Here is a 16,625-nt window from a genome sequence, read left to right on the forward strand (position 1 = left end):
AGAGCTAGATCACTTTCGTTACGGTCGGGTCGATGTAGATGTCGCCGTCGCGGAGTTCGACCTCGTAGACGGGGACGGGTTCGTAGGCGGGGAGCGTCAGGGGCTTCCCGGTCGTCAGCTCGAACTTCGAGCCGTGCGCCCAGCACTCGAGAGTGTCGTCCTCGACGAAACCCTCGGCGAGCGAGATGTCGCCGTGCGTGCAGGTGTCACCGATGGCGTGCACGACTCCGTCGCCGTCGAGCACGAGCGCCATCGGCGCTCCGTCGACGACCACACGCTTCGCCTGGTTCGGGGCGAGCTCGGAGAGCGAGCCGACGTTCTGCTGCGCCATCAGCGCTCCTCATCGGCGAGCGACGTGCCGGCGAGTTCGGCCTCGATGGCCGCACCGAGACGCTCCTGGAGTTCGGAGTCCGGGATCTGCTGGACGATCTCGGTGAGGAATCCGCGGACGACGAGTCGCCGGGCCTCCTCCTCGCTGATGCCGCGTGCCTGCAGGTAGAACAGCTGCTCGTCGTCGAACCGACCCGTGGCACTCGCGTGACCCGCTCCAGCGATATCGCCGGTCTCGATCTCGAGGTTCGGGATGGAGTCCGCACGCGTGCCGTCCGTGAGGACGAGGTTGCGGTTCTGCTCGTACGAGTCGGTCGCGGTGGCCTTCTGTCCGATCAGGACGTCGCCGATCCACACGGAGCGCGCACCCTCGCCCTGGAGGGCGCCCTTGTAGGTGACGCGGCTGCGGGTATGCGGAGCATCGTGGTTCACGTAGACCTGCTGCTCGAGGTGCTGGCCGGCGTCCGAGAAGTACAGGCCGAGGGCCTCGATGTCGCCGCCCTCCTCCGCGAGGTGCGTGGACGGGTTCACGCGCACGACGGATCCACCGAGGGAGACCACGACGTGCGTGAGCTTGGCGTCGCGACCGATCCGGGCGAAGTGCGCAGCGAGATGCAGCGCGTCGTCGTCCCACCCCTGCACGCTCACGACCGTGAGCTGTGCTCCTGCACCGACGACGATCTCGACGTTCTCCGTGATCTTCGCCTGGCCCGCGCTGTCGAGGATGACGAGGCCGGAACTGAAGGGAGCGGCCGTGATGACCGTGTGCGCGGCGCGGGGCGCGGTCCCGAGCGTCGACCGCCGGACGAGCGAGCGCTTCTTGTCCTCGCCCGTCACGTCGATGCGCAGGACCTGCTCGGTCTGCGTCCACGCGTTCGCCGAGGCCTTCTCCTCGGGGATCCCGGCGAGCCCGCGCTCGACGCCGGCGACGTCGGCCCAGGTCACCGCGATCCCGTCCACGGGATCCGCGTCCACGCGATAGGCGGAGCCGTCGAGGTCCCCGGAGATCAACTCGCCGAGCTTGTCGATTGGTGTCAGTTTCCACGACTGCTCGCGCCCGGTGACGTCGCCGAAGTCACTAACGTCGGTGGACGTGAATCGCTCCGATCGCGTCTGGACGGGCACGAAGGCGCCCGCCCCGTCGCTGTGGGCACGGATGCCGTGCTGGCCGGTGGTCTCGAGGGTCTGGCTGGGTGTCCCAGCCGGCACTGCGGTCGTCATCTAGCCGACGGATCCTTCCATGCCCATTTCGATGAGCTTGTTGAGTTCGAGCGCGTACTCCATGGGCAGCTCCCTGGCGATGGGTTCGATGAACCCGCGGACGATCATGGCCATGGCCTCGTCCTCCGGCATGCCGCGAGACATGAGGTAGAAGAGCTGCTCCTCGCTGACGCGGGAGACGGTGGCCTCGTGGCCGAGCTGCACGTCGTCCACGCGGATGTCGATCGCCGGGTAGGTGTCGCTGCGCGAGATGGAATCCACGAGGAGAGCGTCGCACCGCACGGTGTTCGCCGAGTGGTGCGCGTTGGCGTCCACTCGTACTTCTCCGCGATACCCGGCCCGACCGCCGCCGCGGGCGATCGACTTGGACACGATCGACGACTGCGTGTACGGAGCCATGTGGATCATCTTGGCGCCGGCGTCCTGGTGCTGGCCCGGACCCGCGAAGGCGACCGAGAGCGTCTCCCCCTTGGCGTGCTCGCCCGTGAGGTAGATGGACGGGTACTTCATCGTGACCTTGGAACCGATGTTGCCGTCGATCCACTCCATCGTGGCGCCCTCCTGGGCGATCGCACGCTTCGTGACGAGGTTGTAGACGTTGTTCGACCAGTTCTGGATCGTGGTGTAGCGAACGCGGGCGTTCTTCTTCACGACGATCTCGACGACAGCGGAGTGCAGGGAGTCCGACTTGTAGATCGGGGCCGTGCAGCCCTCGATGTAGTGGACGTAGCTGCCCTCGTCGGCGATGATCAGCGTGCGCTCGAACTGACCCATGTTCTCCGTGTTGATGCGGAAGTAGGCCTGGAGCGGGATCTCCACGTGCACGCCGGGCGGCACGTAGACGAAGGATCCGCCGGACCACACGGCGGTGTTGAGCGCGGCGAACTTGTTGTCGCCGGCGGGGATCACCGTGCCGAAGTACTCCTCGAAGAACTCCGGGTGCTCCTTGAGCGCCGTGTCGGTGTCCATGAAGATGACACCCTGGCGCTCGAGCTCCTCGTTGATCTGGTGGTAGACGACCTCGGACTCGTACTGGGCGGCGACTCCCGAGACGAGGCGCTGACGCTCCGCCTCCGGGATGCCCAGGCGCTCGTACGTGTTCTTGATGTCGTCGGGCAGCTCTTCCCAGGTGGCGGCCTGGCGCTCGGTGGAGCGCACGAAGTACTTGATGTTGTCGAAGTCGATGTCCGAGAGGTCCGCTCCGAACGTCGGCATGGGCTTGCGACCGAACAGGTCGAGGCCGCGCATGCGGCGCTTGAGCATCCACTCGGGCTCGTCCTTCAGCCGCGAGATGTCCGCGACGACCTCCGGCGACACTCCACGGCGCGCGGAAGCTCCCGCGGCGTCGGAGTCCGACCAGCCGAATTCGTACACGCCGAGGCTCTCGAGCTCTGGGCGATCGATCAGGACGTCCGACATGACTACCTCTCTCTCCTCCATCGGCAACGGGGGCGCATGGTGACGCATTCCCTCAACCGACACGTGACACCGTGCGATGCCGCACGGCTCCCGATGTGGGGCCCACCGTTCCCGGGGACCCGCCTCTCGGGCATGGTTCTCGAGACGCCGTCGTCTCCGTAGAATGATTGTGGAAGCACCGATCGGACCGTCGCCGTTCGGGAGAATCCCTCTCCGCGAACACCAGCCGATCCGGTCCCGGCCTCAACCCTACGATTCTACAGGGTGCATCATGCCCACGGGGGTTCGGCCGGGCGGGCTTTCAGCAAAGAGCCCAGGAAGAAGCCCAGATGAACGCCGACACCGGAACGACGAACCGCCTCAGGGGCACGATCGAGCGGTTCTGGCTATGGCTGCCGACGAACGTCGATCGGCGAGTGCGCTTCATCGTCTGGGCGAACCTCGTGGCCCAGACGATCATCGTCGGCACGGGTGGCGCGGTGCGTCTCACGGGCGCTGGTCTCGGATGCCCCACGTGGCCGCGCTGCACCGCGGACTCGTTCGTCACAACCCCCGAGATGGGCATTCACGGGATCATCGAGTTCGGCAACCGGACCCTGTTCTTCGTGGTCGAGATCATCGCGATCATCGCCGTGCTCTTCGTGATCCGTTACCGCGCCCAGCGACGCGATCTCTTCGTCCTCACCGTCATCCCGGCCGCGAGCGTCTTCCTCCAGGCGATCGTCGGCGGAATCACCGTCCTCACCGGCCTGAACCCCTACGTCGTCGGCCTCCACTTCGTGCTGAGCGTCGTCCTCGTCGCGCTCGCGGCCGTGCTCGTCTATCGCGCCTACGAGGCGCCTGGTCCGCGAGTGCGCATCGCTCCGAGCTGGTATGCGGGCCTCACGCACCTCACGACGTTCTTCGTCGCGGTGACCGTGATCGTGGGCATCCTCACGACCGGCTCCGGCCCGCACGCGGGCGACGGCGGCGCGAAGCGCAACGGGCTGGACCCGGAGCTGCTCCAGCACGTGCACAGCTGGCCCGCCTACATCACCCTCGGTCTCACGGTGATCCTCGTGATCGGGGCGGTCCGCTTCCCCCCGCGCCCCCGGACCCGCACGTTCGCGCTCTGGCTGCTCGGCGTGGAGATCGTGCAGATCGTCGTGGGAGTGACCCAGGCACGGCTCGGGCTCCCGGAGATCCTCGTGGGCATCCACATGGTGCTCGCGTGCGTGTTGACCGCCGCCATGGTGGCCGTGGTCCTGTCGCTCAAGACCCCGCTCGCCTCCACGGTCGGCGAGGCCGAGCGTCAGCCGGTCGCCGGCTCCGTGAACGCCTGACGCGGCCGTGAACGCCTGACGCGGCCGTAAACGTCTGACGCGGCCCGCGTGCAACACCGCGGGCGCCTTCTTCGAGGATCGACCGCTACAGAACAAGCCGACCGCTACACGAAAAGGTGTGGCGGTCGGCTTCATCTTTAGCGGTGGCGACCTCGGCCCCCGTGGCATCACCCGGGGATGCAGCTTGAGCGCCGGGCGGACCGATACCGACCTCTGGATCAGGGCCGGAGATCTGGAGGGTCAGAAGTGCAGCAGCGGATCGATCGCGACGGCGAGGAAGAGGATCGACAGGTAACTGATCGATCCGTGGAAGACGCGCATCGGGGAGACCGTCTCGTGACGGATCGCCAGGTTGTACAGGCGGTGCGTCTCGTAGATGAACCACACACCGGCCCCGATGGCCGTCACCGTGTAGACGACACCCATCTCGGCTGCGGGGATGAGGAGCAGGGAGCACGCGACGGTGGCCCAGGTGTACAGGATGACCTGCAGACCGACCTGGGCGCGCCCGCGGACGACGCCGAGCATCGGAACGCCGACCGACTTGTAGTCCTCTCGATACTTCATCGACAGGGGCCAGTAGTGGGGAGGCGTCCAGAGGAAGACGACGCCGAAGAGGATCAACGGCGCCCACGTGAGCGAGTCGGCGACGGCGGCCCAGCCGATGAGAACGGGGAAGCAGCCGGCGATCCCACCCCAGATGATGTTCTGCGACGTCCGCCGCTTCAGCCAGAGCGTGTAGACGACGACATAGAAGAGGATGGCCGCGACCGAGAGACACGCGGTGAGCAGGTTGGTCGTCGCGAGGAGCCAGACCGTCGATCCGATCGCGAGCGTCCAGGCGAACACGAGGGCCTCACGCGGTGACAGGTCCCCGGTCACGAGCGGACGGTTCTTGGTCCGCTTCATGATCTTGTCGATGTCGCGGTCGATGTAGCAGTTGAAGGCCGACGCTGCGCCGGCGCTCATCGCACCACCGATCACGGTCGCGACCATGAGCCACAGGTTCGGGATTCCGCCCTCGGCCAGGATCATCACAGGGATCGTCGTGACCAGCAGGAGTTCCATGACCCGAGGCTTCGTGAGGGAGACGTATCCCTTCACCTTGCGACGGAAGCCGATCCTCTCGGACACGACGCGTTCTTCTACGGCTGCCTTCATCGCTCCTCTAACCGGTTCTCGTCCGGTCGATTCTACGCGATGTCGAAGGGAAGACTCTCCATTACTCCTGCTGAGAGTGGTATGCAACAGCGCGAAACCGTGTACCTCGCGTCCCTATACTGGACACGCCCTCATCGGGCATCCCCCTCCCCTCGCTCGTCGAAGCGGTGGCGTGTCCCGGTGACCACGGCGGCGCCGCGAGCGCGCCAACACCCGACCGGGTCGAACCGCGGTTCGCCGGTTACGAATTGGGAAGGATCAGTCACGTGGCAGCTCTTGAATGGGACGGAATCGACGCGAAGGCCGTCGATACGGCACGAATCCTCGCAGCGGATGCTGTGGAGAAGGTCGGGAACGGCCATCCCGGTACCGCGATGAGCCTCGCGCCCGCCGCCTACCTCCTCTTCCAGAAGGTCATGAGGCGCGACCCGCGCGACCAGGACTGGCTCGGCCGCGACCGCTTCGTCCTGTCGGCCGGACACAGCTCGCTCACCCAGTACGTCCAGCTGTACCTCGGCGGCTACGGGCTCGAGCTCGACGACCTGAAGGCCCTCCGCACCTGGGGATCGAAGACGCCCGGCCACCCGGAATACGGCCACACCGATGGTGTCGAGATCACGACCGGCCCGCTCGGACAGGGCCTCGCGTCCTCCGTCGGATTCGCGTACGCGGCCCGCTACGAGCGCGGTCTGTACGACCCCGAGGCCGCTCCCGGCGAGAGCCCCTTCGACCACTTCGTGTACGTCATCGCGAGCGACGGCGACATCGAGGAGGGCATCACGAGCGAGGCGTCCTCGCTCGCCGGCCACCAGCAGCTCGGCAATCTCGTCGTCATCTACGACGCGAACCAGATCTCGATCGAGGACGACACCGACGTCGCCTTCACCGAGGACGTCGCCGCACGCTACGAGGCCTACCACTGGCACGTGCAGACGGTGGATTGGAAGAAGACGGGCGACTACGTCGAAGACGTCCAGGAGCTCTTCGACGCCATCGAGGCCGCCAAGGCAGAGACCGGCAAGCCGTCGCTCATCGTCCTCAAGACCATCATCGGTTGGCCGAGCCCGACGAAGCAGAACACGGGCAAGATCCACGGCTCCGCCCTCGGAGGCGACGAGCTCGCCGGAGTGAAGACGGTCCTCGGTTTCGACCCGGAGAAGACCTTCGAGGTCTCCGACGAGGTCCTCGAGCGCACGCGCGGTTCGATCGAGCGCGGCGCGGCCGACCGGGCCGAGTGGCAGAAGTCGTTCGACGCCTGGGCTGCGGCGAACCCGGAGCGCAAGAAGCTGCTCGACCGTCTGCTGACGGGCGAGCTGCCCGAGGGGGTCGAGGACGCCCTCCCGGTCTTCGAACCGAACACGGTCGTCTCCACCCGCAAGGCGTCCGGCAAGGTGCTCTCAGCCCTCGGCCCGGTCGTCCCCGAACTGTGGGGCGGATCCGCGGACCTCGCGGAATCGAACAACACAACGATCGAGGGCGCGACCTCGTTCATCCCCGCCGACCGCTCGACCGACATGTGGACGGGTGACCCCTACGGTCGCGTCCTCCACTTCGGAATCCGCGAGCACGCGATGGGCGCGATCCTCAACGGCATCGTGCTGCACGGACCGACGCGCGCCTTCGGCGGTACCTTCCTGATCTTCAGCGACTACATGCGCCCCGCCGTGCGCATCGCAGCCCTCATGCAGATCCCATCCATCTACGTCTGGACCCACGACTCCGTGGCCCTCGGTGAGGACGGACCGACCCACCAGCCGATCGAGCAGCTCTCGACGCTGCGCGCGATCCCGAACCTCGCCGTCGTCCGCCCGGGTGACGCCAACGAGGTCTCCTACGCATGGCTCGAGATCCTCAAGCGTCGCGGCGGACCCGCCGGCATCGCTCTCACGCGTCAGGATATCCCCGTGTTCGAGCGCGGCGACGGCGACGCGAGCGGCGACACCTTCGCCTCGGCGAAGAACGTCGCGAAGGGCGCCTACGTCCTCGCGGAGTCCCCCACCGGCACGACGGACGTCATCCTCCTCGCCACGGGCTCGGAGCTCCAGATCGCGGTCGACGCGCGCTCGACGCTCGCGGAGGAGGGCATCGGCGCCCGCGTCGTGTCCGTGCCGTCGCTCGAGTGGTTCGAGGAGCAGGACGAGGCGTACCGCGAGTCGGTCCTGCCGTCCTCCGTCACCGCCCGGGTATCGATCGAGGCCGGTCTGGCGTTGTCCTGGAGGGACATCGTCGGCGACCGCGGTCGCAGCGTGTCGATCGAGCACTTCGGTGCCTCGGCCGATTACAAGACGCTGTTCAAGAAGTTCGGCATGACGACGGAAGCAGCCGTCGCCGCCGCCAAGGAGTCGCTCGGTCACTGACCGAGCAGGAAGAAGATACGGGTACATCCCATGACTGAAAACCCCACCACCGCCCTCTCCAACGCCGGCGTCAGCATCTGGCTCGACGACCTGTCCCGTCAGCGCATCGCATCGGGCAACCTCGAGCAGCTCATCGCAGAGAAGAACGTCGTCGGAGTCACGACGAACCCGACGATCTTCGCCGGCGCGCTCTCGCAGAGCGAGTCCTACGCGAAGCAGGTCTCCGAGCTCGCCCAGCAGGGCACCAACGTCACCGACGCCGTCTTCGAGATCACGACGGACGACGTCCGTGACGCCGCGAACATCTTCTCGGGCGTCTACGAGGCGAGCTCCGGCTTCGACGGCCGTGTCTCCATCGAGGTCGAGCCGGGCCTCGCTCGTGACGCCGCCGGAACGATCGCGGAGGCGCAGCGCCTCTGGACGAAGATCGACCGACCGAACGTCATGATCAAGATCCCCGCGACCGTCGAGGGCCTCGAGGCCATCGCCGAGACCATCGGCGCCGGGATCAGCGTCAACGTCACGCTCATCTTCAGCCTCGAGCGCTACCGCGAGGTCATCAACGCCTACCTCACGGGGCTCGAGAAGGCGCACGCCGCCGGGATCGATCTGTCGACCATCCACTCGGTCGCCTCCTTCTTCGTCTCGCGCGTCGACACCGAGATCGACAAGCGGCTGACCGAGATCGGGACGGACGAGGCGCTCGCCCTCAAGAGCAAGGCCGGCATCGCCAACGCACGCCTGGCCTACCAGGTCTACGAGCAGGCTTTCGGCTCCGAGCGCGCGAAGGTGCTGACGGACGCCGGGGCGAACCCGCAGCGCCCCCTCTGGGCCTCGACCGGCGTCAAGGACCCGAACCTCTCCGACACGCTCTACGTCACGAGCCTCGTCGCCGACGGCGTCGTCAACACCATGCCGGAGAAGACGCTCGACGCGACCTTCGACCACGGCGACGTCACCGGCGACACGGTGACCGGCGAGTACGACGACGCCAACGCGGTGCTCGATGCACTCGCGGGCCTCGGGATCTCCTACACGGAGGTCACCGAGCAGCTCGAGACCGAGGGTCTCGACAAGTTCGCCGTCTCGTGGGACGAACTGCTCGAGACGGTCGGATCCGCTCTGGAGAGCTCCAAGTGAGCTTCAAGATCCAGGTGAGCGGCGCGGCGGCCGACGCCGTCGCGACCGCCGTGCCCACGCTCGTCGCCGACATGGTGGCCTCGGGCATCACGGGACAGAACCCCGACCTCTGGGGTCCCGACGCGGTCTCCGAGTCCGCGAAGCGTCTCGGCTGGGTGGAGGCGGCGAGCATCTCGCGTCCCCTCGTGGCCGAGATCACCGCGCTGCGTGAGGCGCTCGCTTCCCGCGGCGTGACCCGCATCGTGCTCGCGGGCATGGGCGGGTCCTCGCTCGCTCCCGAGGTCATCACACGCACCGTCGGTGCGGAGCTGACGGTCCTCGATTCGACGGCGCCCGGACAGGTCCGATCGGCTCTCGCCGATCGTCTCGCGGAGACCGCGATCGTGGTGTCCTCGAAGTCGGGGGGCACGGTCGAGACCGACAGCCAGCGACGGATCTTCGAGCAGGCCTTCCGTGAGGCGGGCATCGACCCGACTGAGCGCATCGTCGTCGTGACAGACCCGGGCTCGCCCCTCGAGGAATCCGCTCGTGAGGCCGGCTACACGGTCTTCACCGCCGATCCCAACGTGGGCGGCCGCTACTCGGCACTCACGGCGTTCGGGCTCGTCCCGAGCGGACTGGCCGGCGTCGACATCGCCGAGCTCCTCGACGAGGCCGAGGCCATCGCCGTCGAGCTCTCCGTCGACGACGAGCGGAACCCGGGACTCATCCTCGGCGCGGCGATCGCCGCCACGTCACCGCGTCGTGACAAGCTCGCGATCGTCGCCGACGGAACCCACATCGTGGGCTTCCCCGACTGGGCCGAACAGCTCATCGCCGAGTCCACAGGCAAGTCCGGCACGGGCATCCTCCCCGTCGTCCTCGAACCGCTCGCGACCGAGGTCACGGCCGGCTACCCTGACGTGCAGGTCGTCCGCATCGTTGACGATGCGGACTCGCACGGGCACCTCTTCTCCGGGGAGCGTCACCACGGCGAGATCCACGTGAGTGGCACCCTCGGCGCCCAGATGCTCGTGTGGGAGTACGCGACGGCCGTCGCCGGCCGCCTCCTCGCGATCAACCCGTTCGATCAGCCCGACGTCGAGTCGGCCAAGGTCGCGACGCGCGGACTGCTCGACGCCACGCCCGAACCGACCCAGCCGGCCTTCGTCGACGGCGGCATCGAAGTACGGGCCACCGCCGGCCTCGTCGACGGTCAGTCGACGATCCGCGGCGCGATCGACGCGCTCCTCGCGTCCCTCGGTGACGACGGCTACGTATCGATCCAGGCCTACGTCGATCGAGTCGCGACGCCACAGCTCGACGGCATCCGCGACCTCCTCGCGGCTCGGGCCGGGCGCCCCGTCACCTTCGGCTGGGGTCCGCGCTTCCTCCACTCCACGGGTCAGTACCACAAGGGCGGTCCCGCCATCGGCGTGTTCCTGCAGATCACCGAGAACGCGACGGCGGACCTCGAGGTCCCCGGTCGACCGTTCACGCTCGGACAGCTCATCCAGGCCCAGGCGGCCGGCGACGCGAGCGTGCTCGCCGACCACGGCCGTCCTGTGCTCACGCTGACCCTCTCCGGGGCGGACGACGACATCACCGCGCTCTTCGAAGCCGCAAACTGAGCTCCCGCTCTCCAGCGAAAGAAACTGAATGCCTCCTGTCCAGATCACTGCGGACTCGAACCCGCTCCGGCACGAGTCGGATCGACGCCTCAACCGCATCGCCGGCCCCAGCGGCCTCGTCATCTTCGGGGTGACGGGGGACCTGTCCCGTAAGAAGCTCATGCCGGCCGTGTACGACCTCGCGAACCGCGGGCTCCTCCCTCCGGGCTTCGCGCTCGTCGGGTTCGCCCGGCGGGACTGGGAGGACCAGGACTTCATGGAGGTCGTACACGACTCCGTGAAGCAGTACGCGCGGACCGAGTTCCGTGAGGAGGTCTGGGAGCAGCTCGCTCAGGGCATCCGGTTCGTCCCGGGTGAGTTCGGGGACGACGAGGCGTTCGAGCACCTCAAGCGCACGATCGAGGAGCTCGACGAGGAACGGGGGACGATGGGCAACCACGCGTTCTACCTCTCCATCCCTCCGAAGGCGTTCCCGCAGGTCACCGAGCAGCTCCGCAGATCGGGCCTCGCCGAGCAGAAGGCCGGACAGTGGCGACGCGTCGTCATCGAGAAGCCCTTCGGCAGCAACCTGAAGACGGCTCGGGAGCTCAACGCCGTCGTCGAGTCGGTGTTCCCGGCCGACAGCGTGTTCCGGATCGACCACTACCTGGGTAAGGAGACGGTCCAGAACATCCTGGCCCTGCGCTTCGCGAACCAGCTCTACGAGCCCATCTGGAACGCCAACTACGTCGATCACGTGCAGATCACCATGGCCGAGGACATCGGAGTCGGCGGACGGGCCGGCTATTACGACGGGATCGGCGCCGCTCGCGACGTCATTCAGAATCACATCCTGCAGCTCGTGGCCCTCACCGCGATGGAGGAGCCGATCGCCTTCGACGCCGCTGCTCTGCGTGCCGAGAAGGAGAAGGTGCTCGCCGCCGTCTCGCTCCCGGCCGACCTGTCGACGGCCACGGCACGCGGACAGTACGCGGGCGGCTGGCAGGGGGGACAGCGCGTCCCGAGCTTCCTCGACGAAGACGGGATGAATCCGGCGTCGACGACCGAGACGTTCGCGGCCATGCGGCTCGACATCAACACCCGTCGATGGAACGGTGTACCGTTCTACCTCCGCACCGGCAAGCGCCTCGGGCGCCGTGTCACCGAGATCGCCGTCGTCTTCAAGCGGGCGCCTCAGCATCTCTTCGCCGACTCCCAGACATCCGAGCTCGGGCAGAACGCCCTCGTCATCCGGGTCCAGCCCGATGAGGGCGTCACCATCCGATTCGGCTCCAAGGTGCCGGGCGCGAGCATGCAGGTGCGCGACGTCACCATGGACTTCGGCTACGGCCACGCCTTCACCGAGGCGAGCCCCGAGGCGTACGAGAGGCTCATCCTCGATGTGCTCCTCGGAGATCCTCCCCTCTTCCCCCGCCACGAGGAGGTCGAGCTCTCCTGGAAGATCCTCGACCCCATCGAGGAGTTCTGGGCCGCGCAGGACGGTCCGCTCGAACAGTACACGCCGGGATCCTGGGGTCCCTCGTCAGCCGACGCTCTCATCGAGCGCGACGGCAGAACCTGGAGACGTCCGTGATCGTCGACCTTCCCGACACCACCATCAGCGCGGTCTCGAAGACACTCGTGACCCTGCGTGAGGACGGCGGCGCCGTCGCCCTCGGCCGCGTCCTCACCCTCATCATCGTCTCCTCCGACGGCGAGGAGGAGGAGGCGATCGAGGCCGCGAACGACGCCTCTCGCGAACACCCGATGCGCGTCATCGTCGTCTGCCGCGTCGACGCGGCAGCAGCCGATCCTCGGCTCGACGCCGAGATCCGCGTCGGCGGAGACGCCGGGGCGAGCGAGGTCATCATCCTTCGCGCCCACGGAGATGCCGCGAGCAACGAAGAGAGTCTCGTCACGGGACTGCTCCTGCCGGATGCACCCGTCGTCGCCTGGTGGCCGAGCAAGCCCCCGACCGACGTCGCGCACTCCCCCATCGGACACATCGCCCAGCGGCGCATCACGGACTCCTCCACGGACGTCGATCCGGAGGCGGCGTTGCTGCGCCTCGCGGCCCACTACAAGCCGGGCGACACCGACTTCGCTTGGACCCGACTCACGCTCTGGCGGGCACAGCTCGCCGCCGTCCTCGATCAGCCTCCCTACGAGGATGTGACGGCGGTCTCGGTCTCGGGCGCGTCCGACTCCCCCTCGACGATCCTCCTGGCCGCGTGGCTCGAACTCGCCCTCGACGTCACGGTCGAGCACGAGCTCACGACCGGCCGCTCGGGCATCGGCGGCATCCACGGTGTCACGCTCACGCGTGAGAGCGGTCCGATCTCGCTGGAACGACCGGAGTCGACGATCGCCTCGCTCCAGCAGCCCGATCAGCCGACCCACGACATCGCTCTCCCGCGTCGCACCCTCCGCGACTGCCTCGCGGAGGAGCTGCGTAGACTCGATCCCGACGTCCTGTACGGTGAGGTGATGACCACCGGTCTCCCGCGGTTCCTCGCGGAGACGGCAGCAGTGAAGGGACACTCGGCCGTATGACGAATGACCGTCGCGTACTCGTCCACTCCGATGCGGAGGCCCTCGCCGCCTCCATCACGGCGCGCTTCCTGACGAAGGCGATCGATCTGCTCGACGAGCGCGAGAGGATCAATGTCGTGCTCGAGGGCGGTCGCATGGGTGTCCGCGTTCTCGAGACGATCAACGCCTCCCCTGCCCGTGATGGCGTCGATTGGTCGCGTGTCCACTTCTGGTGGGGCGACGAGCGCTGGGTGCCCGCTGACCACGAAGACCGGAACGACGTGAAGGCGAAGCGCGCGCTGCTCGATCACATCGATCAGCCGACCGAGTGCGTGCATGCTTTCGCCGCGTCCGACTCCGATCTGACGCTGGACGAGGCCGCGGCGGCATACGCCGCCGAGCTCGAGGCGCATGCCGACCACGATTCCGCCCTGCCGATCTTCGACATCACGTTCCTCGGTGTGGGACCGGACGGGCACACCGCTTCGTTGTTCCCCGACCGGGCCGAGGTCAACGAGCGTGACGCCACCGTCGTCGCGGTCCGCAACTCGCCGAAGCCGCCCGCAGAACGCCTCTCCCTCACCCGTCACGTCCTCAACTCGTCGCAGAGGATCTGGGTCGAGATGTCGGGAGCGGACAAGGCGTCCGTCCTCGGGCTCGCTCTCGCGGGTGCCTCCTATGCCGAGGTCCCGATCGCGGGGATCAAGGGGCGCAAGCGCACCGTGTTCTTCGTCGACAGCGCGGCCGCGTCCGAAGTGCCCGAGAGCCTCATCGCCCGGGACTACTGAACGGCATCGCCCACGGCGGCGACGAAGAAGGCCCCGACCGTGACGGTCGGGGCCTTCTTCGTGCTCGCTGTTCGCTCAGGCGTTCGTGCCGCGACGCTCCCGCAGCTGGCGGAGGGCGTCGTCGAGAAGCTGCTCGGCCTCCTCCTCGCTCCGCCGCTCCTTCACGTACGCGAGGTGCGTCTTGTACGGCTCGAGCTTCGACACCTCTGGCGGGTTGTTCCGGTCGCGACCGGCCGGCAGACCGGACGACGGGCAGTCGATGGTCTCGGGGATCTCCTCGTCGGGCAGGTTCGCCGCGAAGTATCGAACCGTCTCATTGCCGAGCGCATCCCAGTAGGAGATCGCGACGCGATCCGCGTGGTACCCGTGGTCCTGTTCGCCCATCGGTCCAGCGCCGACGCGCGATCCCCTGATAGCACTTCCTCCAGCAGCCATTGCGTGCCTCCTAGGCGGCCGTCGCGAACTTCGTGAGAAGCCCGAGGACGACGATCGATGCGAACCAGACGAGGCCGAGGATGACCGTGATGCGGTTCAGGTTGCGCTCAGCGACACCGGAGGCCCCGAGGTTCGAGCCCATTCCCCCACCGAACATGTCGGAGAGGCCTCCGCCGCGACCCTTGTGGAGCAGGATCAGGAACGTCAGCAGGAGGCTGGTGACTCCCAGCACGACCTGGAGGACGACTTGCAGAATATCCACGGAGGACCTTTCTTCGACGGGCGCGGTGATCCGAGGCCGCCGTCAAGTATAACCGGCGACCGGCGGGTCAGACGCCGACGTGCTTCTGGAACCGGACGATGCTCGAGAACTCGGCCACATCCAGGCTCGCCCCGCCGATGAGGGCCCCATCGACGTTGGGCTCGCGCATGAAGCCAGCGATGTTCGAGGACTTCACCGAACCGCCGTAGAGGATCCGCGTCCGAGCGGCCGCATCCTCTCCGAGGACGGAGCGGATGACCTCGCGGAGCGCGGCCGCGACCTGTTCCGCCTGGTCGGGCGTCGCCGCCTGGCCGGATCCGATCGCCCAGACGGGCTCGTACGCCACCACGATGTCCGCGGAGGAGTCGAGACCCTCGAGCGCGGTCGTCAGTTGGGCCACCGGCACGGCGCTCGGGCCCTGCTCGGCGAGGTCTTCGGCGGTCTCGCCGACGCAGATGACCGGGACGAGCCCGTGCTTGACGGCCGCAGCCGTCTTGGCCTTGACCTGCGCGTCGTCCTCCGCGTGGAGAGTGCGACGCTCGGAGTGACCGATGATCACATAGGTGCAGTCGAGCTGGGCGAGGAAAGACCCGGAGATCTCCCCCGTGAAGGCGCCCGAGTCCTGTGCCGACAGATCCTGGGCGCCGTAGGCGATCGGGAGCTTGTCCGCGGCGACCAGGGTCTGGACGCTCCGCAGATCGGTGAAGGGCGGGAACACCGCGACCTCGGCGTCGGCCACGTCGTGGTCGGCGTCCTTCAGGGTCCACGCGAGCTTCTGGACGAACGCGATCGCCTGCAGGTGATCGAGGTTCATCTTCCAGTTCCCCGCAAGGAGCGGGACTCTCTTCACTGCCATCCGAGGACCTCCAGTCCCGGGAGACGCTTACCCTCGAGGAACTCGAGGCTCGCGCCACCGCCTGTTGAAATGTGACCGAATCGATCGTCCGAGAATCCGAGCGCGCGCACGGCGGCCGCCGAGTCTCCGCCGCCGACCACGCCGAGGCCGTCGACCTCGGTGAGCGCCTGCGCGACGGCCTTCGTGCCGGCCGCGAACGGCTCGAGCTCGAAGACGCCCATCGGACCGTTCCAGAAGACCGTCTTCGACGCCTGGATCCGCTCGGCGAAGAGCGTAGCCGTCTCGGGCCCGATGTCGAGACCGAGACCCGACGAACCGAAACTCGTCTCCTCGATCGCATCCGCGGCAGTGACCTCGTGCTCGGCATCGCCGGCGAACGAGGCGGCGACGACGACGTCCGTCGGCAGCACGATCTCGACGCCGCGCTCCGTCGCGTCCGCGATGTAGCCCTTGACCGTCTCGATCTGGTCGGCTTCGAGCAGGCTCGAGCCCACCGAGTGACCGAGCGCGGCGAGGAACGTGAACATCATCCCACCGCCGACGAGCAGCGTGTCGACGCGCGGGAGGAGGTGACCGATCACGCCCAGCTTGTCCGACACCTTCGATCCGCCGAGCACGACCGTGTACGGCCGCTCAGGGTTCTCGGTGAGGCGGTCGAGCACGTCGAGTTCGGCGGCGATGAGGAGGCCCGCTGCGCTCGGGAGCGCCGAGGCGAGCTCGAAGACGCTCGCCTGCTTGCGGTGCACGACACCGAAGCCGTCCGACACGAAGACGTCGCCGAAGGCGGCGAGCTTGTCGGCGAAGGCCGCGCGCTCGTCCGCATCCTTGCTCGTCTCCGCAGCGTTGAAGCGGAGGTTCTCGAGCAGGACGATCTCGCCGTCCGAGAGGGACGCGACCGCCTCCGCGGCGGCGTCCCCGACGGTGTCGGAGGCGAACGTGACGGGCTTCCCGAGCAGCTCGCTCAATCGCTGGGCGACGGGAGCGAGCGAGAACTCGTCCTTCGGTTCCCCGTCGGGGCGACCGAGGTGGGAGATCACGACGACACGGGCACCCTGGGTGAGGATCGCGTCGAGCGTGGCGAGGGAGGCTCGCACACGGCCATCGTCCGTGATGACCCCGTCCTTCACGGGGACGTTGAGATCACAACGGACGATGACGCGCTTGCCGGCGAGCGAGCCCAGGGAATCGAGGGTGCGCAGAGTCACGGCGTCCG

At 67.6% G+C, this 16,625-nt stretch carries 15 protein-coding genes; 7 read left to right on the forward strand and 8 right to left on the reverse strand.

All coding sequences use genetic code 11. The features are described 5' to 3' along the window. Window positions 1-4: 4 nt before the first annotated feature. Genes ELQ94_RS03635 through sufB form a run of 3 tightly spaced genes read right to left on the reverse strand, consistent with a single transcriptional unit; the run spans window position 5 to window position 2,970 of the window. Window positions 5-331, reverse strand: coding sequence for a non-heme iron oxygenase ferredoxin subunit (locus ELQ94_RS03635; RefSeq protein ID WP_127047341.1), 327 nt, complete (start codon window positions 329-331; stop codon window positions 5-7). Beyond that, entirely contained in the window at window positions 331-1,551 is a 1,221-nt protein-coding gene (gene sufD, locus ELQ94_RS03640) for a Fe-S cluster assembly protein SufD (protein ID WP_127047343.1), read from the reverse strand. Before sufD ends, ELQ94_RS03635 begins: the two co-directional genes overlap by 1 nt. Continuing rightward, complete coding sequence (gene sufB, locus ELQ94_RS03645) at window positions 1,552-2,970, reverse strand: Fe-S cluster assembly protein SufB (RefSeq protein WP_127047345.1); 1,419 nt, start codon at window positions 2,968-2,970, stop codon at window positions 1,552-1,554. It lies immediately after the preceding gene. Window positions 2,971-3,299: 329 nt separating this feature from the next. Here sufB and ELQ94_RS03650 point away from each other — a divergent pair, with 329 nt between their 5' ends. After that, on the forward strand, window positions 3,300-4,292 hold the full coding sequence (locus ELQ94_RS03650; RefSeq protein ID WP_127047347.1) for a COX15/CtaA family protein: 993 nt from the start codon (window positions 3,300-3,302) through the stop codon (window positions 4,290-4,292). 240 nt (window positions 4,293-4,532) lie between these two features. Here ELQ94_RS03650 and ELQ94_RS03655 read toward each other — a convergent pair whose 3' ends face one another. Continuing rightward, complete coding sequence (locus ELQ94_RS03655; RefSeq protein WP_127047349.1) at window positions 4,533-5,453, reverse strand: heme o synthase; 921 nt, start codon at window positions 5,451-5,453, stop codon at window positions 4,533-4,535. A gap of 266 nt (window positions 5,454-5,719) precedes the next feature. Between ELQ94_RS03655 and tkt the strand changes: the two genes are divergently transcribed. From tkt to pgl, 6 genes are read left to right on the forward strand one after another with little or no spacing between them, the layout of a single operon-like run. Further along, window positions 5,720-7,810, forward strand: coding sequence for a transketolase (tkt, locus tag ELQ94_RS03660; RefSeq protein ID WP_127047351.1), 2,091 nt, complete (start codon window positions 5,720-5,722; stop codon window positions 7,808-7,810). A gap of 30 nt (window positions 7,811-7,840) precedes the next feature. Then, window positions 7,841-8,950, forward strand: coding sequence for a transaldolase (gene tal, locus ELQ94_RS03665; RefSeq protein ID WP_127047353.1), 1,110 nt, complete (start codon window positions 7,841-7,843; stop codon window positions 8,948-8,950). Continuing rightward, window positions 8,947-10,560 carry a glucose-6-phosphate isomerase gene (locus ELQ94_RS03670; RefSeq protein WP_127047355.1) on the forward strand — a complete coding sequence of 538 codons (1,614 nt, stop codon included), beginning with the start codon at window positions 8,947-8,949 and terminating at the stop codon, window positions 10,558-10,560. Before tal ends, ELQ94_RS03670 begins: the two co-directional genes overlap by 4 nt. Before the next feature lie 28 nt (window positions 10,561-10,588). Then, window positions 10,589-12,133: a glucose-6-phosphate dehydrogenase gene (zwf, locus tag ELQ94_RS03675; RefSeq protein ID WP_127047357.1), complete on the forward strand. Its 1,545-nt coding sequence runs from the start codon at window positions 10,589-10,591 to the stop codon at window positions 12,131-12,133. After that, window positions 12,130-13,092, forward strand: coding sequence for a glucose-6-phosphate dehydrogenase assembly protein OpcA (locus tag ELQ94_RS03680; protein WP_127047359.1), 963 nt, complete (start codon window positions 12,130-12,132; stop codon window positions 13,090-13,092). The genes zwf and ELQ94_RS03680 overlap by 4 nt, the downstream gene beginning before the upstream one ends. Then, the gene (gene pgl, locus ELQ94_RS03685) at window positions 13,089-13,859 is read left to right on the forward strand and encodes a 6-phosphogluconolactonase (RefSeq protein WP_127047361.1); all 771 of its coding nucleotides are present in this window, start codon (window positions 13,089-13,091) and stop codon (window positions 13,857-13,859) included. Before ELQ94_RS03680 ends, pgl begins: the two co-directional genes overlap by 4 nt. 75 nt (window positions 13,860-13,934) lie before the next feature. Here the strand turns inward: pgl and ELQ94_RS03690 are convergent, their stop codons facing one another. From ELQ94_RS03690 to ELQ94_RS03705, 4 genes are all read right to left on the reverse strand, one after another. Next, window positions 13,935-14,294, reverse strand: coding sequence for an RNA polymerase-binding protein RbpA (locus ELQ94_RS03690; RefSeq protein WP_127047363.1), 360 nt, complete (start codon window positions 14,292-14,294; stop codon window positions 13,935-13,937). Between the two features lie 10 nt (window positions 14,295-14,304). Next, window positions 14,305-14,556 (reverse strand): preprotein translocase subunit SecG, encoded by a 252-nt coding sequence (gene secG / locus ELQ94_RS03695; RefSeq protein ID WP_127047365.1) that lies wholly within the window; start codon window positions 14,554-14,556, stop codon window positions 14,305-14,307. 67 nt (window positions 14,557-14,623) lie between these two features. Next, a complete protein-coding gene (gene tpiA, locus ELQ94_RS03700; RefSeq protein ID WP_127047367.1) occupies window positions 14,624-15,412 on the reverse strand; it encodes a triose-phosphate isomerase in 789 nt (262 codons plus the stop codon). After that, window positions 15,403-16,617 (reverse strand): phosphoglycerate kinase, encoded by a 1,215-nt coding sequence (locus tag ELQ94_RS03705; protein ID WP_127047369.1) that lies wholly within the window; start codon window positions 16,615-16,617, stop codon window positions 15,403-15,405. The genes tpiA and ELQ94_RS03705 overlap by 10 nt, the downstream gene beginning before the upstream one ends. Window positions 16,618-16,625 lie beyond the last annotated feature (8 nt).

The sequence above is a fragment of the Labedella endophytica genome (assembly GCF_003990045.1).
Classification (GTDB): domain Bacteria; phylum Actinomycetota; class Actinomycetes; order Actinomycetales; family Microbacteriaceae; genus Labedella; species Labedella endophytica.